This is a genomic window from Methylobacterium crusticola, from assembly GCF_003574465.1.
GTDB classification, from domain to species: domain Bacteria; phylum Pseudomonadota; class Alphaproteobacteria; order Rhizobiales; family Beijerinckiaceae; genus Methylobacterium; species Methylobacterium crusticola.
This window is the reverse complement of the sequence record NZ_QOWC01000018.1, coordinates 49160-69006: the sequence shown is the minus strand read 5'-3', so window position 1 is coordinate 69006 and position 19847 is coordinate 49160. Positions and strand designations below refer to the sequence as shown.

The window sequence follows — 19847 nt, the reverse complement described above, 5'->3', positions numbered from 1 at the left end:
GCCGAGCCGTCCGGTGCCGGGCCTTCCGGCGCCGGGCCCGCCGGGCCGCCCGCGGGCCCATCGGCGCCGCCCGCCGGGCGCGCCCTCACCTTCGCCCTCGCCAGCCAGGCCCTCGGCTAGAATCGGAACCGCCCCCATGCTCAGCAACTCCCTGATCGAACTCGACCGCGCCCACCTCGTCCACCCGGTCGCGTCCTATCGCGGCCACGAGCGGGCGGGCGTGCGGGTGCTGCGCTCGGCCAAGGGCGCGACCGTCACGGATGCGGGCGGCCGGGAGCTGCTCGACGGCTTCGCGGGCCTGTGGTGCGTCAACGCGGGCTACGGCCAGGACAGCATCGTCGAGGCCGCCGCCCGGCAGATGCGCGAGCTGCCCTACGCGACGGCCTATTTCGGGCTCGGCTCCGAGCCGGCGATCCGCCTCGCCGCGGCGCTGGCCGAGCGGGCGCCGGGCGACCTCAACCACGTCTACTTCACCCTCGGCGGCTCCGACGCGGTCGACACCACGGTGCGGCTGATCCGCTACTACCAGACCGTCCGGGGCAGGCCCGAGAAGGACCAGTTCATCTCGCTGGACCAGGGCTACCACGGCTCCTCGACGGTCGGCGCCGGCCTGACCGCGCTGCCGGCCTTCCACGCCCAGTTCGGCCTGCCCTTCCCCTGGCAGCACAAGATCCCGTCGCCCTACCCCTACCGCAACCCGGTCGGCGGCGACCCCGAGGCGATCATCGCGGCCTCGCTCGCGGCCCTGCGGGCCAAGGCGGAGGAGGTCGGCGGGCCCGGCCGCGTCGCCGCCTTCTACGCGGAGCCGATCCAGGGCTCGGGCGGCGTCATCGTGCCGCCGCCGGGCTGGCTGCGGGCGATGCGCGACCTCTGCGCCGAGCTCGACATCCTGTTCGTCGCCGACGAGGTGATCACCGGCTTCGGCCGCACCGGCCCGCTCTTCGCCTGCTCCGAGGAGGAGATCGTCCCGGACCTGATGACCACCGCCAAGGGCCTGACCTCCGGCTACGTGCCGATGGGCGCGGTCTTCCTGTCGGACCGGGTCTACGACGCCATCGCGGACGGCGCCGGCGAGGCGGCGGTCGGGCACGGCTACACCTACTCGGCCCATCCGGTCAGCGCCGCGGTCGGCCTCGAGGTGCTCCGCCTCTACGAGGACGGGCTCCTGGAGAACGGCCGCCGGGCGGGAGCGCGGCTGCTGGCCGGCCTGCACGGCCTCGCCGGCCACCCGCTCGTCGGCGAGGTGCGCGGGCGCGGCCTGCTCGCCGCGGTCGAGCTCGTGACCGACAAGGCGCGCCGGACGCCGCTGCCCGCCGCCGCCGATCCGGCCCGCCGGATCTTCGACCGCGCCTGGGACAACGGCCTCGTGCTCCGCGCCTTCGGCACCGGGATCCTCGGCTTCGCGCCGCCCCTGTGCTGCACGCCGGCCGAGATCGACGCCCTGGTCGAGCGCACCCGCCGGACCCTCGACCAGACCCTCGCCGACCCCGACGTCCGGGCCGCCATGGCCTGAGCGCCCGGGGCCGGCCCGCCGAGTGCCGGCCCGTCGAGTGCCGCCCCGTTGGGCAGGTTTCGCACTGCCCATTCGATACGCAATTTTGTGCCGCCAGCCCGCCATCTTCAGCTCATCCCGCCTGAGAGTTCTGCGATACTCCGGACGTATCGGGACGGCGCACCGGGTCCGGCGGACGGGCCTCCCGCCCGGCCGGGAGGCCGTACCAGAAGGAGCGAGACCTTGGCGAAGTCCCTGAACGCGTACCGCTACATGACCTTCGACGTCGTCGGCACGCTGATCGACTTCGAGGGCGGCATCACCGCCTGCCTCTCGGCCATCGGCGCGCAGGCCGGCGTCGCGGTCGACGGCGAGGAGGCCCTCTCGCTCTACCGCGCCGCCCGCTACGCCGGGGAGGCCGGGCTGTTCCCGGACGACCTCGTGCGGGTCTACCGCGCGATCGCGCCGTCCCTCGGCCTGCCCCTCGAGGCGGCCTGCGGCGAGCGCCTGCGGGACTCCGCCCGGGACTGGAAGGCGTTCCCCGACAGCGCCGAGGCGCTGGCGCGCCTCGCCGCGGGCGCCCGCCTGATCGCCATGACGAACTCGCGCCGCTGGGCCTTCGGGCATTTCGCGGAGGCGCTCGGGCAGCCGTTCCACGCCGCCTTCACGGCCGACGACACCGGCACCGAGAAGCCCGACCCGGCCTTCTTCGAGCAGGTCTTCGCCTTCGTCGAGGGCGAGGGCGGCACCCGCGCCGACATCCTGCACGTCGCGCAGAGCCAGCACCACGACATCGGCGTCGCGCGCCGGCTCGGCATCGCCACCTGCTGGATCGAGCGCCGCCACGCCAAGGCGGGCTACGGCGGCACGATCGAGCCGGAGGCGTTCACCACCCCGGACTTCCACTTCACCGCGATGGCCGGCCTCGCCGACGCCGTCGAGGCGGCACGGGGCTGAGAGGCCCGCGACGCCGCCGCGATCCGCCCTGCCACGCCCACCGAGGGGATGCCGATGAGCGCGCACTTCGCCACGAACTGGAGCCACCGCGACGACGCCCGGGTCGAGGAGGCGATCCGCCGGGGCGCCTCCCGGCGCGAGCTCCTGCGCGGGCTGATGCTCGGGGGCGTCGCGGCCTCCGTCGGCACGGCGATCCTCGGCCGCGCCGGCGCGGCCGCGGCGGCGGCGCCGCGCACGGGCGGGTCGCTGCGGGCGGCCGGCTGGTCGTCCTCGACGGCCGACACCCTCGACCCGGCCAAGGCCTCGCTCTCGACCGACTACGTCCGCTGCTGCAGCTTCTACAACCGGCTCACCTTCCTGGACGCCGGCGGCAACATCCAGATGGAGCTCGCCGAGAGCATCGAGAGCGGCGACGCCAAGGTCTGGGTCGTGAAGCTGCGCAAGGGCGTCACCTTCCACAGCGGCAAGACCCTGACCGCGGCCGACGTGGTCTACTCCCTCAAGCGCCACCTCGACCCGGCGGTCGGCTCGAAGGCGAACGCCCTCGCCCGGCAGATGACCGGCTTCGCGACGCCCGACGACCGCACCGTCGAGATCACCCTGGCGAGCCCGAACGCCGATCTGCCGACGATCCTCGCCACCCACCACTTCATGATCCTGGCCGAGGGCACCACGACCTTCGCCAAGGCCAACGGCACCGGCGCCTTCACGTGCGAGGTGTTCGAGCCCGGCGTGCGCTCGGTCGGCCTCAGGAACCGGAACTACTGGAAGACGGACGGTCCCTACCTCGACTCGTTCGAGTTCTTCGCCATCCCGGACGACCCGGCGCGGGTCAACGCGCTCCTGTCGGGCGACGTCCAGCTCGCCGCGGCGATCAACCCGCGCTCGATCCGCCTCGTCGAGAGCCAGCCCGGCGTCGTCCTGTCGAAGAGCACCTCGGGCAACTACACCGACTTCAACATGCGCCTCGACGTGGCGCCCGGCGACAAGCCCGGCTTCGTCGAGGGCATGAAGCACCTGCTCAACCGCCAGCAGATCCAGAAGTCGGCCCTGCGCGGGCTCGCCGAGATCGCCAACGACCAGCCGGTGCCGCCCTCCAACCGCTACCACAACCCCGACGTGAAGCCCCGCGCCTACGACCCCGAGAAGGCGAAGTTCCTGCTCGGCAAGGCCGGCGTGCTCGGCCAGACCATCCCGATCGTCGCCTCGGACGCCGCCGGCTCCTCGATCGACATGGCGACCCTGCTCCAGCAGGCCGCCGCCGGGATCGGCCTCAAGCTCGACGTGCAGCGCGTGCCCTCCGACGGCTACTGGTCGAACTACTGGCTCAAGGCGCCGATCTGCTTCGGCAACGTCAACCCGCGCCCGACGCCCGACATCCTGTTCTCGCTGTTCTACGCCTCCGAGGCGCCCTGGAACGAGACCCGCTTCAAGTCGGAGAAGTTCGACCGCCTCCTCGTCGAGGCGCGCGGCCTCCTCGACGACGCGAAGCGCAAGGCGATCTACGGCGACATGCAGGCGATGATCGCCGACGAGGCCGGCACCGCCATCCCGGTCTACATCTCGAACGTCGACGCCCACTCGGCGAAGCTGAAGGGCCTGCAGCCCAATCCCCTCGGCGGGATGATGGGCTACGCCTTCGCGGAGCACGTCTGGCTCGAGGCCTGACCCAGACCCGCTCCCCGCGCGCCGAGGCCGCCGATGAAGAGCCAGATCCCCTCCCTCGTGCTCGGGCGGATCCTCGTGGCGCTGCTCACCCTGCTGGTGGTGTCGTTCACGATCTTCTGCGCCACCGAGCTCCTGCCGGGCGACGTCGCGGAGGTGCTCCTCGGCCAGGCGGCGACGCCGGAAGCGGTGGCGGGCCTGCGCCGGGCCATGCACCTCGACGAGCCGGCGCTCCTGCGCTTCCTGCGCTGGCTCGGCGGGCTCCTGACGGGGGATCTCGGCACCTCCTACGCCAACCACCTCCCGGTGGCCCAGCTCATCGGCGGGCGCCTCGTCAACACGCTCAAGCTCGCCGCCGTCACGGCCCTGATCTCGGTCCCGGTCGCCCTCGCGACCGGCATCGCGGCCGCGGTCCTGCGCGGCTCGCTGTTCGACCGGATCGTCACCGCGCTCGCCATCGGGGTCGTCTCGGTGCCGGAGTTCATGGTGGCGACCTCGGCGGTGCTGCTCTTCGCGGTCTACCTCAAGTGGCTGCCGGCCCTGTCCTTCACCAGCGAGGTGCAGTCCGTCTGGCAGCTCCTGCGCGTCTTCATCATGCCGGTGATCACGCTGAGCTTCGTGATCTCGGCCCAGATGATCCGCATGACCCGGGCGGCGGTGATCGAGGCGCTGAGCAAGCCCTACGCCGAGATGGCGCTCCTGAAGGGGGCCTCGCGCCTGCGCATCGTCCTGCGGCACGCCCTGCCGAACGCCGTCGGCCCGATCGTCAACGCCGTGGCGCTGTCGCTCTCCTACCTCCTCGGCGGGGTGATCATCGTCGAGACGATCTTCAATTATCCGGGCATCGCCAAGCTGATGGTCGACGCGGTCTCGACCCGCGACCTGCCGCTGATCCAGACCTGCGCCATGGTGTTCTGCCTCGGTTACCTCGCGCTGATCACGACCGCCGACATCCTCGCCATCCTGGCCAACCCGAGGCTGCGCTGACCATGGACGCCGTCCCCGCCCGCCCGAGGCTCCGGCTCGGCTACGCCTTCGACCCGATCGGCGTGCTCGGCCTCGCCGTCGTGCTGGCCTGGGGACTGGTCGCGGTCTGCGCGCCGCTGATCACGCCCTACCCGGTCGGCGAGATCGTCGACCTCGACTATTTCGGGCCGATCACCGGCCAGTTCTGGCTCGGCACCGACTATCTCGGCCGCGACATGCTCTCGCGCATCCTGATGGGCGCCCGCTACACGGTCGGCATCTCGCTCGCCGCGGTGAGCCTCGCCTGCCTCACGGGCGTCGCCCTCGGCATGGCGGCGGCCGTCGTCGGGGGCTGGTTCGACGCCGTCCTGAGCCGCTTCCTCGACGCCCTGAACTCGATCCCGGGCAAGCTGTTCGGGCTCGTCGTGGTGGCGGGCGTCGGCTCCTCGATCCCGGTGCTGATCGTCACCCTCGCGGTGATCTACACGCCCGGCGCCTACCGATTCGCCCGCGCGCTCGCCGTGAACGTCAACACGATGGACTTCGTCACGGTCGCGCGGGTGCGCGGGGAGGGCACCGCCTACATCGTGCGCCACGAGATCCTGCCCAACATCGTCGGTCCGGTGCTGGCCGATCTCGGCCTGCGCTTCGTCTTCGTCGTGCTGCTGCTCTCGGGGCTCTCCTTCCTGGGCATCGGCGTGCAGCCCCCGAACGCCGACTGGGGCGCGCTCGTGCGGGAGAACATCGGCGGCCTGCCCTTCGGGGCGCCGGCGGTGATCGTGCCCTCCCTGGCGATCGCGAGCCTCACGATCGGCGTGAACCTCCTGATCGACAACCTTCCCCGCCGGATCCGGGACCGGAGCGCGTGATGGCGAACCTCGTCGAGATCCGCGGCCTGCGCGTCGAGGCCCGGACCGATTCCGGCCGGCGCGTCGAGATCATCCGCGGCGTCGACCTCGACGTGGCGCCCGGGGAGATCCTCGCCCTGATCGGCGAGAGCGGCTCGGGCAAGACCACCATCGCGCTCACCCTGATGGGTTACGCCCGCCCGGGCTGCCGGATCGTCGGCGGCTCCGTGCACGTCGACGGGCACGACATGGCGGCCCTGCCCGAGGCCGCCCGGGCGGCGCTACGCGGCACCACGGTGGCGTACATCCCCCAGAGCGCGGCCGCCGCCTTCAACCCGGCCCGGACGGTCATGGACCAAGTGACCGAGGTCGCCCGCATCCACGACCTGATGCCGCCCGAGGAGGCCCGCGCCCGGGCCGTCGCGCTGTTCCGGGCCCTGGCGCTGCCGGAGCCGGAGACGATCGGCGCGCGCTACCCGCACCAGGTCTCCGGCGGCCAGCTCCAGCGCCTCTCCGCCGCCATGGCGCTGATCGGCCGGCCGAAGCTCGTGATCTTCGACGAGCCGACGACGGCCCTCGACGTCACCACCCAGATCGAGGTGCTGCGCGCCTTCAAGTCCGTGATGAAGGACAGCGGGGCCGCGGGCGTCTACGTCTCGCACGACCTCGCAGTGGTGGCCCAGGTCGCCGACCGGATTACGGTGCTCAAGGGCGGCGCGGTGCAGGAGGTCGGCGCCACCGCGCAGATCCTGTCCGCCCCCGCCCATCCCTACACCCGCGCGCTCCTCGACGCCTTCGAGCCCGCCGGCGGGCCCCGGGCCGCGCCGGCGCCCTCGGGCCGGCCGCTCCTCGCGGTGACCGACCTCGTGGCGGGCTACGGCCCGATCGGCCGCGACGGCCGGCCCGCCGTCACGGCCCTCAAGGCGGTCAGCCTCACGGTCGAGCGCGGCGACAACCTCGGCATCATCGGCGAGTCGGGCTGCGGGAAGTCGACCCTGGCGCGGGTCATCGCCGGCATCATCGCGCCGGTCTCGGGCAGCATCGCCTTCGACGGCGCGCCCCTGGCGCCGGGCCTGCGGGCACGCTCCCGCGACGCCCTGCGCCGGCTCCAGATCGTGTTCCAGCTCGCCGACACCGCCCTCAACCCGGCGCAGTCCGTCGGCGACATCCTGGGCCGCCCGCTGACCTTCTACCACGGGCGGCGCGGGCGCGAGCGCGAGGCGGGGGTCGACGCGCTCCTCGACATGGTGCGGCTGCCGCGCGCCCTCAGGCACCGCCTGCCCGAGGAACTCTCGGGCGGGCAGAAGCAGCGGGTCAACCTCGCCCGGGCGCTGGCGGCGGAACCCGAGCTCGTGATCTGCGACGAGATCACCTCGGCGCTCGACACCGTGGTGGCGGCGGCGATCATCGCGCTCCTCGGCGACCTCCAGCGCGAGCTCGGCCTGTCCTACATCTTCATCAGCCACGACCTCTCGATGGTGCGCTCGATCTGCGACCGCATCGCCGTGATGTACGCGGGCGAGAAGATCGAGGAGCTGGCGCCCGCCGCCTTCGGCCAGGCGGGCACGCACGCCTATTCCCGGCTGCTCCACGCCTCGATGCCGAAGCTCGATCCCGGCTGGCTCGACGGGCTCGCGCAGCAGGCGGAGCCCCCGGCCTGGCCCGCCCCCGCGCCGGCGGTCCCGTGACGGGACCGGGCCGGCGGTCCCGTGACGGGACCGGGCCAGTGGTCCCGTGACGGGACCGGTCCGGTGGTCCCGTGACGGGACCGGGCCGCGGGTGCGCGCCCGGCCGGCGCCTCAGACCTGGAACAGCCGCGTCAACGGCATGTAGCCGCGGTTGATCGGCGTCTTCAGCACGATGTAGCTGAAGTACTTGTCGATGCCGATGTCGATGTCGATGAGGCGCTCCATCATCGTCTGGTACTCGGCGATCCCGCTCGTGACGAACTTGACGAGGTAGTCGTAGCCGCCGGAGATGAGGTGGCATTCGGACACCGATTCCTCCTTCTCCAGCGCCGAGACGAAGCGGGCGAAGTCGATCTGGCGGTGGTTCTTCAGCGTGACTTCGGTGAAGACCGTCAGGGTCTGGCCGAGCTTGGCGACGTTGATCTGCGCCGCGTAGCCCGAGATGTAGCCGGCCGCCTGCAGCTTCTTCACCCGCATCAGGCAGGGGCTCGGCGACAGGCTGACGAGGTCGGCCAGCTCCACGTTGGTGATCCGGCCGTTCTTCTGCAACTCGTAGAGGATCTTGATGTCGATTCTGTCGAGCTGCATGGGCGGTCCGGTGCGGGAGGGCGGCCGGTCCCCGCGCGGGGGGGGTCGCAGCACGGTATGCCGCGCGGTTCCCCTCAAGCAAGCGCAAGGGCCGGCCCGCCCGGGGGCGGCACGACGCGTCAGCACCATCCGTGCCAACGGAACGATATGCCGTGCGGGGGCGATTCTCGGCGCGTCCCGCGGGGGCGGGCGGCTAGACTGAAGGCCGCTCAACGGAGACCCCGATGCCCGCGCCGCTGCTTCCCGTCGAGACCTCGCCCACCCTTCCCGAGGCGGCCGACGTCGTGGTGATCGGCGGCGGCGTCGTCGGCGCCTTCGCGGCCTACTACCTCGCCCGCCGCGGGGTCGGCGTGGCGCTGGTCGAGAAGGGCCGGGTCGGGGCCGAGCAGTCGAGCCGGAACTGGGGCTGGTGCCGCCAGCAGAACCGCGACGCCCGCGAGCTGCCCATGGCGACCCGGAGCCTCGAGCTCTGGGACAGGCTTTCCGCCGAGATCGGCGAGGATCCGGGCTTTCGCCGCTGCGGCCTGCTCTACCTCAGCGACGACGAGGCCGAGATCGCCCGCTGGGCGGCGTGGCGGGACTTCGCGGCCGGCCTCGGGGTGACGACCCACATGCTCGGCGAGGCGGAGGCGCGGGCGCGCGCCAGCGCGACGGGGCGGATCTGGAAGGGCGGCGTGTTCTCGCCCACGGACGGCATCGCCGACCCCTCGCGCGCCGTGCCGGTCGTCGCCCGCGGCATCCTGAAGGCCGGGGGCAGCGTGCACCAGGGCTGTGCGGCCCGGGGCGTCGAGACGCGCGGCGGCCGCGTCAGCGCCGTCGTGACCGAGGCGGGCACGATCCGGACCCGGACGGTGGTGATGGCCGGGGGAGCCTGGGCGTCGTCGTTCTGCCGGCAGCTCGGGCTGCGCTTCCCGCAATCGGCCGTGCGCTCCTCGATCCTCGCGGTCGCGCCGCACGTGGAGGGTTTGCCGGACGCCCTCCACACCGCCGACATCTCGGTCACCCGCCGCGGCGAGGCGGGAGGGCACACCCTCGCGATCAGCGGCCGGGCCAGCGTCGACCCGACGCCGCAGCAGATCCTGTACGCGCGCGAGTTCCTGCCGATGTTCGCGCGGCGCTGGCGCGCCCTGCGGCCCGGCGGCCTCGGCGGCTGGCGGGCCGGGCACGAGACGGCGGCGCGCTGGCGCCTCGACCGGCCGACGCCGATGGAGCGCCTGCGCGTCCTCGACCCGCGGCCCGATCCCCGGCTGGTGGCGGAGACGCATCGCCGGGCCCTCGCCCTGCTGCCGGCCCTGCGCGGCACCACGGTCGCGGCGTCCTGGGGGGGCTACATCGACTCGACCCCCGACGGCGTGCCGGCGATCGGCGAGATGACGGGGCTGCCCGGCTTCGTGCTCGCGGCCGGCTTCAGCGGCCACGGCTTCGGCATCGGCCCCGGGGCCGGCCACCTCGTCGCCGACATCGTCACGGGCGCGGTCCCGCTCGTCGATCCGCGTCCCTACCACCCGGACCGCTTCGCGGATTCGGCGTGGGGCAAGGTGGCGGAGTTCTGAGCCGGCCTCCGGGTCGCCGCGCGCCTCCTGGGCCGCGAAGCGCGCCTCCTGGGCCGCGACGGTGCCGCGGGCGCGACGGCGCGGGGCGCCTCCACGCCGTCGCCGAAAAGGGGGCGGATTCCGGCGGGGCGAGCGCCGGGCGATCCTCGGCCGCGAACAGGCCCGGGCGGGCGCCGGCGCGCCGGGATCTTGCCGAGGCGGGCCCGGGGCTCACATGTCGGGCACGCGCGCGCCCGAGCGGTGCGCCCCTCGACGCCTAAGCGGAGCGCGCACGCCCCCGTGCGCCTCCCTCATCGCAGCGGAGCCCGGCCATGCCCAGCCTCTTCGACCCGATCCGCCTCGGCGCCCTCTCGGCACGCAGCCGCGTGCTGATGGCGCCGCTCACCCGCGCCCGCGCGACGCGCGAGCACGTGCCGACCCCGCTGATGGTCGCCTACTACGCGCAGCGGGCGACGGCGGGCCTCATCATCGCGGAGGCGACCGGCATCAGCCCGCAGGGGCTGGGATGGCCCTACGCGCCCGGGATCTGGAGCGCCGAGCAGGTCGAGGCCTGGAAGCCCGTCACCGCGGCCGTGCACGCGGCCGGGGGGCTGATCGTCTCGCAGCTCTGGCACATGGGCCGGGTCGTGCACCCGAGCCTGCCCGGACGGGGCCAGCCCGTCTCGTCCTCGGCGACCACGATGCCGGGCCTCGCGCGGACCTACGAGGGCAAGGAGCCCCACGTGCAGGCGCGGCCGATGACCCGGGACGACATCCAGGGCGTCCTCGCGGATTACCGCGCGGCGGCGCGCAACGCCGTGGAGGCGGGCTTCGACGGCGTCCAGATCCACGCCGCGAACGGCTACCTCATCGACCAGTTCCTGCGCGACAACGCGAATTTCCGCACCGACGCCTACGGCGGTTCGATCGAGAACCGGATCCGCCTCCTGCGCGAGGTGACGGCGGCGGTCGCCGAGGTGGTCGGCCCCGGCCGCACGGCGGTGCGCCTGTCCCCCAACGAGGAACGCCAGGGTGTGAACGACAGCGATCCCGAGCCCCTGTTCGAGGCGGCGTCGGCGGCCCTGTCGGAGATCGGCATCGCGTTCCTGGAAGTGCGCGAACCCGGCTACGAGGGCACCAACGGCAAGGCCGAGCGTCCGCCGGTCGCTCCCCGGATGCAGGCGGCGTTCCGGGGCGCCTTCGTGCTGAACTCCGATTACGACGCCGCGAAGGGGCAGGAGGCCCTCGATGCCGGCCTCGCGGACGCGATCGCGTTCGGGCGGCCCTTCATCGCCAACCCCGACCTGCCGCGACGGTTCGCCGAGGGCCTGCCCCTGGCAGCCGACGATGCGGCGACGTGGTACACCGGCGGCGCCCAGGGCTACGCGGACTACCCGTCCGTCCCCTGAGCGCGACCGCGCTGGACCCTCGATGAGCGCGGCCGCGCCGGACCCTCGATGGCGATCGACGGCGCGCGAGCGCCGCGCCCGGTCGCGGACGGCCTGGATGATGCGCGGCGGGGTCCCGTCAGGCCGCCGCCGCCGGGCCGTCGCGCCCGGGCTGCGGCCGGTTCACCCGTCGCTCAGGGCCGGCCCCGGACAGTGATGCGGACCGGCCGCGAAGCACCCGGGGACCAGCATGAGCGACGGCCCGGGAAAAACGTGGCGCCGACGCCTTCGCCGAAATCCTCAAGACCCCCGACACCCGATCTCGCCGCGAAGGGCGTTGGCAATCACGAGGTCCAGGACGTGGCCGACGACCGTGACGAGCCCGGGCTGCGGAGGCGAAACGCTCACCCATCATCCGATCATTCCCGACCGGCCTCTCGGCTTGGGCAGGTAGGCGACGAGCCGCGCTGCGAATAGAGACGCGATCAGAGCCATACCGGATGTAATGGACGAAGCGGAGGACAGCGCGCCGAGCATCCGCGCGTCCCCAAGGCGGGAGTCGTCCGCGAGGCTACTTGGCTCAGGCCGCGCTCGCAGCGGCCGCTCCGCTTTCTTTCGCATCGGCGCGATGATCGGAGTCGTGAGCGTGTCGAACACTCTTTACAAGGCGGAGAAGAACTGGATGATGTTGCTGTCTGGCGAGGGTGCGGCATGGCCCGGCTATCGACATCTCTCGGATGCTGCCTCATCGTGGCAGCGGTGCTGTCTTTTGCTCTCGGCTCGACGGTGCGGTCGCGGGACCTCGACGTCTGGCCCGTGGATGGACGCCTGCTTGGCAAGAACGGGAAGAAGTCGCGCGACGTCAGCGGCCTCGCGTGCGTCGAGCCGAGCGGATTTCCGCGGAACTGCCTCGTCATCGACGACAACTTGCAATCGGTTCAGCAACTGACGCTCACGGAGGGGCGCATCGCGGCCGGTGCGCCCATACCGGTGACAGCCGATGCGTTCGGCGGCAAGGCCCTCGAACTCGACGGAGAGGGCGTCGCTCACGCCGGCGGGGTGTTCTACGTCCTCGGTTCCCACGGCCATCCGCGCGACCGCGACCGGGCGCTCGATCCGGTCAAGGACCGGGACAAGATCGCCGCCCGCATTGCGGCCGCGGGTCAGATCGTCATGCTGAAGGTGGCGGGCGAGCGGGTCGAACTCGTGTCCTCGTCGCGCAAGCTCACGGCCATCATCGATGGGCAAGCCGAGCTGAAGCCGTTCGCCGGCAAGCGCCTCGACGAGAACGGTCTGACGGCCGAGGGTATCGCGGTCCTCGCCGACCGCCTGTTCGTCGGGTTCCGCGGGCCGGCTCTCGCGGGCGGACGTGCCGCGGTGCTCTCGGTCGCGCTGAACGGCCTGTTCGGCGACGAACCGGCCGACGCCAGGCTCTTCACCTTGCCGCTCGGCGCCGGGCGCGGTGTTCGCGATCTCGCCGCGTATGAGGGTCGGATCCTCGTCCTGACCGGGCCGACGGCCGATGAGGGCGGCGCCTACGCGGTGTTCGTCTGGGACGGGCGCTCAGACGGTGGTGTGCGGCCGATCGGCGACCTGAGCGCCCGCATCCCCGGGATCGGCAAGCGAAAGCCCGAGGCCATCCTGCCGCTCGACGCGAGCGACGCCGGGTTGCGTGCCCTGATCCTGTTCGACGGCGGCGAGGAGGGCTCGCCGACCGAGATAACCCTCGAGCGCCCCTGATCGCGGAGACTCGCGGCGACCGGGATTGGTCCTTCCGAACCGTTCGACCTGAGGTCGTCTCGTCGTCGTCGCTGCCCTTCCTGCCGGTGACGTCCCTCCTCAGCCAAGAGGGTGCCATGGCCATCAAGAACGAGATCAAGTGGTTCAAGGAGACCTTCGCGGCCGATGTGACGCCGGCACTGGCCGGCACGCCGATCTCCCTCGACCTCGTCTGTGCCATCGCGTTCCAGGAATCGGGCGAATTGTGGAGCCAGATGCGGCAGACACTCCCGCTGGCGGACGTGCTTCGCCTGTCGGTCGGTGACACTCTCGACGAGCCGAACCGCAGCGCCTTCCCGAAGAACAAGGCGGCGCTGCTCGGCGCTCCCAGGGGCGACGAGATGTTCGCGCTCGCCCACCGGCTGCTGGGCGAGATGGCGGACGCGACCGGCATCGAGATCTATCAGAGCCTGGCGAGCCGGCCGGACAAGTTCGTGCACGGCTACGGCATCTTCCAGTACGATCTGCAATTTTTCCGTCGCGAACCGGATTTCTTCCTCGAGCAGCGTTGGAAGGACATCGACGTCGCGATCGAGAAACTGATGAGGGAGCTGACCAACGCGGTCGATCAACTCGGATTCACCGACCGGGACGAGCTGACCGACCGCGAATCGGCGTTCGTCGGCATCGTCTACAATGCCGGTTTCCGCAACTTCAAGGAAAGCCGAGAGCTCGCGCAGGGCCATTTCGACGGAGCGCATTTCTACGGCGAGAACATCGACAGGTTCATCAAGATCGCTCACACCATCCCGACGCCGGCGCCCGGTGCCGCACCGCCACATGCCGCCGCTCCGGCGGCGCCTGCCCGCGTCGCCGCGATGCCGATGACGCACACGGCCCGCTCGGTCGTCGCCGCTGCCAAGGCCGAGTTCGACCGCTTCGCCGACATCGACGAGGGCGACGAGCCTCTCCGAAGCCGCATCGCGGACTACTACGAGGCGGGCGGCGGCAGCCGTGATCTCGACCCCACGCTGAACGAGAACGCCTGGTCTGCGGCGTTCGTCTCGTTCTGCGTCAAGCAAGCCGGCGCGACCGCGCGCCAGTTCAAGTTCAACCTGAGCCACAGCGTGTTCGTGCGCGCGGCCATCGCCAACGGCGAGGCGAATGTCGGCGTGTTCCGCGGCCACCGGGTCGGCGACCACGCACCCGCCCTCGGCGACCTGATTCATCATAACCGCAGCGGCGGCACGCTGAGCTTCGACTTCGCGCGCGACCACACCGGCTACCCGTCGCACAGCTGCATCGTCGTCGGTTTCGAGATGCGGAACGGAGTGCGCCACGCCGTCACCATCGGCGGCAACGAGTTCCTGGCGGGCGGGACCGGGACGGTCGGCACGAAGGCGTTCCCGCTGGATACGAACGGCTTTCTCAATCAGGCCGCGATCGGGCCGAAGCTGATCTGCGTGGTCGAGAACCTGCTCGAAGCCGGCAGCGCGGCGCCCGACCTGCTGCTCGGACCGTACGTCGTGCAGGTGCGCACCGACCTCAAGCTTCGCGGCGGCCCGGGTCCGACGTTCCCGGTGATCAAGTCCCTGCTGGACGGAACGCGGCTCAACGTGCTCGATTTCGACGAGAACGCGACCGGCCTCTGGGCGCTGGTCGACCTCGAAGGCGACGGCGTCAAGGACGGCTTCGTTTTCGCAACGTTCATCGAACCCGTCACGGCGTGAAGTCTCGTACGGCGACGCTTGAGGGCAATCGCCGCACGATGATGCCCGGCCGCACGTCGTCTCGGTGGGATGCCGCGCGCGGGGCTCGTCTCGTGTGGAACGTGAAAATAACTTATCGATCTTGTTTGAATAAATCCGTTCGATCAGGCTGTGCGCTGATCTGAACGAGATTTCGGTCATTCTGCCTTTATTTTCGTCAGGGCGACCAGGGCTGCATCTGCTGCAATCTGCTTCTCGACGTACGCTCCGAAAGCCCCAGGCACCATCGGCGCAGGATCGACGCCTATGGTGCGCAACTTCTCCTGCACGTTAGGCGCTTGCAGAGCCATGACCGTCTCGCGCTGAAGCCTGTCGATAATCTCGCGAGGCGTTCGAGCCGGAACGAACAGCCCGAACCATGTCGGGTATTCCGCGTTGGCAAATCCCGCCTCGGCCGTGGTCGGCACATCCGGCAGAGCGGCGGAGCGCTTGACGTCGTTGACCGCCAGTGCCGTCACGGCTCCTTCCTGGATCAGAGGCAGCGCGGCCCCGAGCGCCACGAAGAAGAAATCGACCCGTCCCGTCATCACCTCGGTCAGCGCTTCGGAGCCACCCTTGAACGGAACGTGGCTCGCCTGCACCCCCGCGCTGAGCCGGAAGCGCTCTGCACTTAGATGCGACGCCGTTCCGATGCCAGGCGACGAGAAGTTGAACGTGCCGGGCTTGGCCTTGGCGGCGGCCACGAGTTCCCCGGCCGTCCTGAAGCCCCGCGCCGGCGGAGCCACCAGGACGAACGGAGACACACCCAGGGGTGCGACGGCCACGAAGTCCCTCGCCGGATCGTAGTCCAGGTTCGCGTAGAGCGACGGTGCGACCGTGTGAGCGGACGAGTTGACCAGGACCGTGTAGCCATCCGGGGCGGCCTTGGCCGCGGCGGCGGTCCCGAGCGTGGATCCAGCGCCGGGGCGGTTCTCGACGACGATCCTCTGGCCGAGCTGGGTCGAGAGCTGCTCGAGCACCAGCCGGGGAACGATGTCCGTGAGGCTGCCTGCCGCGATCGGCACGATCGCCCTGATGGGCCTGGTCGGCCAGGTTTGAGCCTCAACCGGGACAGCCGCGACGGCGAGAGCGAGCCAAGTGAACCCCTGCAAGCAGAGCGGTTTCATGACGGCCTCCTCGTTGCAGTGGAACAGGGGCGGGGGTGCTCGTCCTGCCGATGTTGGTGTTGTCGACCCGATCACGGTCGTGCGTCCAATCGCCATGTACGCTAATTCTTTATGCCGGCTCGGCATGGGAGCGGGCATGGACCTCAGGCGTGCGAAAACGTTCGTCACCGTGGCCGAGCTCGGCACCGTGTCCAAGGCGGCGCTGCGGCTGCGGATCGCCCAACCAGCCTTGTCGAGGCAGATCAACGATCTCGAGCAGGAACTCGGTCTCAAGCTGTTCGACCGGTTGGGGCGACGCCTCGTCCTGACCGGCGAGGGCGCCCAACTCCTGGGCGATTGCCGCGCACTCCTGGATCATGCCGGTGCGGTCCTGGACCGCGCGCGAGCGCTGCGGCGCGGTGATGCCGGCGTGCTCAAGGTGGCAGCCTCTCCCCAGCTGATCGAGAGTGTGGTCGCGCCGTTCCTCCACATCTACGCGGAGCGCTACCCGGCGGTAGAGATCCTCCTGACCGAGGCAATCGGCTGGCCCGAGATCATGGGTCTGCTGGAGCGCGGCGAGGTCCATCTCGGGCAGAACCTGCTGCGCGCCGTAGAGCCCGGTGACGGCCGGTTCGCCCACTATCCTCTGGCGCCGATCGATCTGCTCGCCGCCTGCCACGCACAGCTGGGGCTCGGCCGGGACGGAACCGTCGAGATCGCGCAGCTCGCCTCGCACCGCCTGCTCCTCCTGGACGGCGGCTTCATAGTCCGGCGCACCTTCGACGCCTGCTGCCGCCTGGCGGGATTCGAGCCGCACGCCACGTTCGAGAGCCGAACGCCGCACACGTTGCTGGCCATGGCGGAACATGGGCTTGGTGTGGCGGTCATCCCGTCGGCACTGCGCACCCGCGGGTATGATCTGCGGCTCACCGGTCTGACCTACCGGAGCAGCCCTCTTCGCGAGCCCCTCGCCCTGTTCTGGAGCAGACGTCGTTCATTGCCGCTCTATGCCACGGCTTTTTGCGAGATGTTGGCGAGCTATGTCGACACTGTGTTCCCGATCTCACGCTCAAGCTGCGACTGAGTGCAATTGATCCTGACGCCGCAACAGATCATCCGGATCTCGCAAGACAGCGGGCTTCCATATCTGCGCGGGCTGCCCGGTTTTTCGCACAAGCTCGGCGTATGGAACCAGCAAAGGCCGCCGTCTCACAGTTCCGATCGGTCGCAGCGGCGGCGATCCCGGAATGGGGATGTCGCGGGCCGATGGATGCCGGACCGTCATTGTCGAGGAGGACGAGCGGTTTCAGACCCTGTCCGAAGCCCCGAAGGCTCGGCAGGCCGGCGAAGGGCCGCGGGTGCGCCCCTGCCCGCTAAGTGGGATGCCCCTCCCGCCGCCTCACGCCGGAACGCCAGCGCTGCCGGGCAGGGCGGCACCTGCCCGTTGGACACCGCCTCGTCGAAGAAGGGCGGCGGGTGGTCGCGCAGGTCCACCGGTTCCACAGCGATGTCGCGGCGGGCCTGCTCCAAGCTCCACCGGGCCGGCTTGTCGGCGAGGCGGGCGGGGCGCGTCGAGCCGATGACGAGGGCGAGGCGTCGAGCTCACGACAACCCCCCGGACCTTTCCGCGCGACGTCAGCGGCCGGCGATCAGGCCGCCGTCGACGTGGAGGATTTCGCCGGTCACGAAGGCGGCATCCTCGAGGTAAAGCACGGCCTGGGCGATGTCACCGATCTCACCCATGCGCTTCATCGGGTGGACGCTCGCCAGAACCTCGTACATGCCGGGGGAGTGCATCGGCGTCTTGATGATACCGGGGGCGACGGCGTTCGCGCGGATGCCGCGTGTGGCATACTCGATGGCGAGGCTGCGGGTGGCCGCGTTGAGGCCGCCCTTCGTCAGCGACGCCAGGACCGACGGAGACTTCGAGTTGGCGTAATCGGCGATCGTCGCCGTGATCTGGACAACATGACCGCTGCCCTGCTTCAGCATCACGGGAATGACCTCCCGGGTCGTGAAGAAGAAGCCATCGAGATTGGTCTTCAGCTTCAGTCGATACTGCTCCTCTGTATAGTCCGTGAAGGGGCCGCCGAGGTAGATGCCGGCATTGTTCACCAGCGTGTCAACGCGGCCGAACCTCTCGAGAGCGGCCGCGACCACGCGCTTGCCCGTATCGGGATCACCGATGTCGCCGGCGACCGTCACCAGATCCGGATCGGTCGAGGGCTGGATCGCGCGCGAAGTGGCGACGACGCCGTAGCCGCGGGCGCGGAACGCCCGCACGATGCCCTCGCCGAGCCCCTGGGACGCGCCGGTGACGATTGCGGCCTTCTTGATGTCCGACATTGCTGGATCTCCTTCTTGGCCGTGGCAACGGCGTCGTCCTCTCGACAGCCCGTGCGGCTCTTCCGTCACTGTTGAGGACCTGCGGTCCCGGATCAGCTCTGCCGAGCAGAGACGTATGTCGACTGACCGGCAGGCGCGACGGGAGAGATCCGGCCATCCGTGCCGTTGCGGACGAGGTGGTCGAAAGGTCCGAGCGGGCCCCCGAGGTCTTTTTGTGAAATCGAAGCCGCTCGATTTCGGCCGTTGACTGATGTGCTGGTCTACGAACCGGGTTCCCCGCGCATGACGATCATGGGGAACGCTGACGCGGGGCGGTGGCTCTCGCTCGCGAGCAATGCCCTCGAACCCCGACAGGATCTGCGGCGCATAGCGCGACGTGGTCCGGCTGCGGGCTCACCGACCCGGTTCCAGAGCCGGGTAGCCGGGCCGGCGTCTGACACGGACGCCGGCTTGCCCCTCGCGTCGGCGCTCAAGTCTTGTAGCCCGTCACGGCTGGGCTGACCGGAGCGGCTCTTCGACCGGCGGCTTCACGTCGTAGGAGATGCGTCCCGCCGGGAGGAAGAACAGTGCGATGAGCGCGCCGCCCTTGACCTCCGGGTAGTGATGGCTGCCGGGCCCCGGCGCCGTCCAGCCCGCGTGGCACCATCCGCTCGGCCCGGCGAGTACGGCCTTCTCGTCGAGCGGCACGACCATGTTCAGCTCGCCGTAGGGATGGCCGTGGTAGTCGCCGCGGAAGCTCGCCTCCGTGCCGCCCGGCTCGTCATCGTGATCGTGATCGTCGATGACCATCCGGCCGCCCTGGCTGTCCATGTAGACGGCGGTGATGCTGAAGTTCAGCGTCCGCGCCGTCGGCTCGCACAGCCGGCTGCGCCGGTATCGCCGGCCGCCCACCTCGATGTTGGCCGCCCAGCCCTCCTCGACCCCCTGCCTGATGAGCCGCGACAGGTCCTCATACAGGGCGCTGCCCGGTCCGTAGGTCTCGTTCAACCAGCGCTCGACCTCCGGCCCCGCGGTCATGTTCTTGACCTCGTCGAGGAAGGGGATGCTGCGCTCGATCAGTTGTTCGCGTCCGTCCATCTCGCTCTCCTTCGTCACGCGCCCGAGGGCGTCTCAAAACCGTGGAAGCGCGCGAACGCCTCGACCGGCGCGCGCTCCATGACCCCGCGGGTCGCGGCCGCGGCGGCATCGCGGACACCGAGGGCCATGCCGCACACGACGACATCCTCGGCGGCGATCGGCAGGTGGCGGCGCAGCACGCGGTGGTACTTCGCCAGCGTCTCCTGCGGGCAGGTGTCGAGGCCGCGCACCTTGGCGGCCAGCATCACGTTCTGCAGGAACATGCCGAGATCCAGCCAGCTGCCCTTTTCCAGGCGTCGGTCGATCGTCACGATCAGGCCGACCGGCGCGCCGAAGAAGTCGTAGTTCCTGGCCGTCTGCGCCGCCCGCCCGCGCGCGTCGTCCTGCGCGATGCCGAGCGAGCCGTAGAAGACCTGACCGAAGGCCTGCTTCCGGCCTTGATAGCGGTCGGGCAGGCTCGACGCGTAGTAGGTGTATTCGGAGACGTGCTGCGCCGCCTCGGCGGCGTGCGTCGCGAGGATGTCGCGGCAGATCTCGGCCTTTGCCGCGCCGGCCAGCGCGTGGACCTGCCAGGGCTGGATGTTGGCGCCGCTCGGCGCGTGGCGCGCGGCCTCGAGGATGTCGCGCACGGTGTCGTGGGACACCGGCCGGTCGGCGTAGAAGCGGGTGGCGAAGCGTTCCTTCATCACGCTGTCGAGTGCCTGGACGAGATCGACGTTCGACATCC

16 protein-coding genes and 1 pseudogene are annotated in these 19847 nt (G+C 70.8%); 11 read left to right on the top strand and 6 right to left on the bottom strand.

The window, feature by feature from the left end:
- The first annotated feature begins 136 nt into the window (after positions 1 to 136).
- From DT057_RS12290 to DT057_RS12265, 6 genes are all read left to right on the top strand, one after another.
- Positions 137 to 1513 (top strand): aspartate aminotransferase family protein, encoded by a 1377-nt coding sequence (locus DT057_RS12290; RefSeq protein WP_128562386.1) that lies wholly within the window; start codon positions 137 to 139, stop codon positions 1511 to 1513.
- A 222-nt stretch (positions 1514 to 1735) separates the two neighbouring features.
- Positions 1736 to 2449: an HAD-IA family hydrolase gene (locus DT057_RS12285; RefSeq protein WP_128562385.1), complete on the top strand. Its 714-nt coding sequence runs from the start codon at positions 1736 to 1738 to the stop codon at positions 2447 to 2449.
- Between the two features lie 54 nt (positions 2450 to 2503).
- Positions 2504 to 4117: an ABC transporter substrate-binding protein gene (locus tag DT057_RS12280; protein ID WP_128562384.1), complete on the top strand. Its 1614-nt coding sequence runs from the start codon at positions 2504 to 2506 to the stop codon at positions 4115 to 4117.
- Positions 4118 to 4150: 33 nt separating this feature from the next.
- On the top strand, positions 4151 to 5101 hold the full coding sequence (locus DT057_RS12275) for an ABC transporter permease (protein WP_128562383.1): 951 nt from the start codon (positions 4151 to 4153) through the stop codon (positions 5099 to 5101).
- 2 nt (positions 5102 to 5103) lie between these two features.
- Positions 5104 to 5949, top strand: coding sequence for an ABC transporter permease (locus tag DT057_RS12270; protein WP_128562382.1), 846 nt, complete (start codon positions 5104 to 5106; stop codon positions 5947 to 5949).
- Complete coding sequence (locus DT057_RS12265; RefSeq protein WP_128562381.1) at positions 5949 to 7616, top strand: ABC transporter ATP-binding protein; 1668 nt, start codon at positions 5949 to 5951, stop codon at positions 7614 to 7616. The genes DT057_RS12270 and DT057_RS12265 overlap by 1 nt, the downstream gene beginning before the upstream one ends.
- Positions 7617 to 7727: 111 nt before the next feature.
- Here DT057_RS12265 and DT057_RS12260 read toward each other — a convergent pair whose 3' ends face one another.
- Positions 7728 to 8204, bottom strand: a complete 477-nt coding sequence (locus DT057_RS12260; protein WP_128562380.1) for an Lrp/AsnC family transcriptional regulator — start codon at positions 8202 to 8204, stop codon at positions 7728 to 7730.
- Between the two features lie 224 nt (positions 8205 to 8428).
- Between DT057_RS12260 and DT057_RS12255 the strand changes: the two genes are divergently transcribed.
- From DT057_RS12255 to DT057_RS12240, 4 genes are all read left to right on the top strand, one after another.
- Positions 8429 to 9757 carry an NAD(P)/FAD-dependent oxidoreductase gene (locus DT057_RS12255; protein ID WP_128562379.1) on the top strand — a complete coding sequence of 443 codons (1329 nt, stop codon included), beginning with the start codon at positions 8429 to 8431 and terminating at the stop codon, positions 9755 to 9757.
- A gap of 311 nt (positions 9758 to 10068) precedes the next feature.
- Complete coding sequence (locus DT057_RS12250; RefSeq protein WP_128562378.1) at positions 10069 to 11145, top strand: alkene reductase; 1077 nt, start codon at positions 10069 to 10071, stop codon at positions 11143 to 11145.
- Positions 11146 to 11874: 729 nt separating this feature from the next.
- Positions 11875 to 12864 carry a DUF3616 domain-containing protein gene (locus DT057_RS12245; RefSeq protein ID WP_128562377.1) on the top strand — a complete coding sequence of 330 codons (990 nt, stop codon included), beginning with the start codon at positions 11875 to 11877 and terminating at the stop codon, positions 12862 to 12864.
- A gap of 116 nt (positions 12865 to 12980) precedes the next feature.
- Positions 12981 to 14573, top strand: a complete 1593-nt coding sequence (locus DT057_RS12240; protein WP_128562376.1) for a DUF2272 domain-containing protein — start codon at positions 12981 to 12983, stop codon at positions 14571 to 14573.
- Between the two features lie 176 nt (positions 14574 to 14749).
- On the opposite strand, the gene DT057_RS12235 is transcribed toward DT057_RS12240, so the two are convergent.
- On the bottom strand, positions 14750 to 15718 hold the full coding sequence (locus DT057_RS12235) for a Bug family tripartite tricarboxylate transporter substrate binding protein (protein ID WP_162501385.1): 969 nt from the start codon (positions 15716 to 15718) through the stop codon (positions 14750 to 14752).
- A 136-nt stretch (positions 15719 to 15854) separates the two neighbouring features.
- Here DT057_RS12235 and DT057_RS12230 point away from each other — a divergent pair, with 136 nt between their 5' ends.
- Positions 15855 to 16781: a LysR family transcriptional regulator gene (locus tag DT057_RS12230; RefSeq protein ID WP_162501384.1), complete on the top strand. Its 927-nt coding sequence runs from the start codon at positions 15855 to 15857 to the stop codon at positions 16779 to 16781.
- A gap of 197 nt (positions 16782 to 16978) precedes the next feature.
- Here the strand turns inward: DT057_RS12230 and DT057_RS12225 are convergent.
- From DT057_RS12225 to DT057_RS12210, 4 genes and pseudogenes are all read right to left on the bottom strand, one after another.
- Positions 16979 to 17281 (bottom strand): annotated as a pseudogene (locus DT057_RS12225) (NADPH-dependent FMN reductase); the annotation flags it as partial.
- A gap of 51 nt (positions 17282 to 17332) precedes the next feature.
- Positions 17333 to 18043, bottom strand: a complete 711-nt coding sequence (locus DT057_RS12220; RefSeq protein ID WP_128562373.1) for an SDR family NAD(P)-dependent oxidoreductase — start codon at positions 18041 to 18043, stop codon at positions 17333 to 17335.
- Positions 18044 to 18529: 486 nt separating this feature from the next.
- The gene (locus DT057_RS12215; RefSeq protein WP_128562372.1) at positions 18530 to 19120 is read right to left on the bottom strand and encodes a DUF4863 family protein; all 591 of its coding nucleotides are present in this window, start codon (positions 19118 to 19120) and stop codon (positions 18530 to 18532) included.
- Positions 19121 to 19134: 14 nt separating this feature from the next.
- A complete protein-coding gene (locus DT057_RS12210; protein ID WP_128562371.1) occupies positions 19135 to 19845 on the bottom strand; it encodes a nitroreductase in 711 nt (236 codons plus the stop codon).
- Positions 19846 to 19847 lie beyond the last annotated feature (2 nt).

Coding starts and splice junctions, on each gene's coding strand:
- DT057_RS12290 (WP_128562386.1), top strand. CDS start 137: ATGCTCAGCAACTCCCTGATCGAACTCGACCGCGCCCACCTCGTCCAC.
- DT057_RS12280 (WP_128562384.1), top strand. CDS start 2,504: ATGAGCGCGCACTTCGCCACGAACTGGAGCCACCGCGACGACGCCCGG.
- DT057_RS12275 (WP_128562383.1), top strand. CDS start 4,151: ATGAAGAGCCAGATCCCCTCCCTCGTGCTCGGGCGGATCCTCGTGGCG.
- DT057_RS12270 (WP_128562382.1), top strand. CDS start 5,104: ATGGACGCCGTCCCCGCCCGCCCGAGGCTCCGGCTCGGCTACGCCTTC.
- DT057_RS12265 (WP_128562381.1), top strand. CDS start 5,949: ATGGCGAACCTCGTCGAGATCCGCGGCCTGCGCGTCGAGGCCCGGACC.
- DT057_RS12260 (WP_128562380.1), bottom strand. CDS start 8,204: ATGCAGCTCGACAGAATCGACATCAAGATCCTCTACGAGTTGCAGAAG.
- DT057_RS12255 (WP_128562379.1), top strand. CDS start 8,429: ATGCCCGCGCCGCTGCTTCCCGTCGAGACCTCGCCCACCCTTCCCGAG.
- DT057_RS12250 (WP_128562378.1), top strand. CDS start 10,069: ATGCCCAGCCTCTTCGACCCGATCCGCCTCGGCGCCCTCTCGGCACGC.
- DT057_RS12240 (WP_128562376.1), top strand. CDS start 12,981: ATGGCCATCAAGAACGAGATCAAGTGGTTCAAGGAGACCTTCGCGGCC.
- DT057_RS12235 (WP_162501385.1), bottom strand. CDS start 15,718: ATGAAACCGCTCTGCTTGCAGGGGTTCACTTGGCTCGCTCTCGCCGTC.
- DT057_RS12230 (WP_162501384.1), top strand. CDS start 15,855: ATGGACCTCAGGCGTGCGAAAACGTTCGTCACCGTGGCCGAGCTCGGC.
- DT057_RS12220 (WP_128562373.1), bottom strand. CDS start 18,043: ATGTCGGACATCAAGAAGGCCGCAATCGTCACCGGCGCGTCCCAGGGG.
- DT057_RS12215 (WP_128562372.1), bottom strand. CDS start 19,120: ATGGACGGACGCGAACAACTGATCGAGCGCAGCATCCCCTTCCTCGAC.
- DT057_RS12210 (WP_128562371.1), bottom strand. CDS start 19,845: ATGTCGAACGTCGATCTCGTCCAGGCACTCGACAGCGTGATGAAGGAA.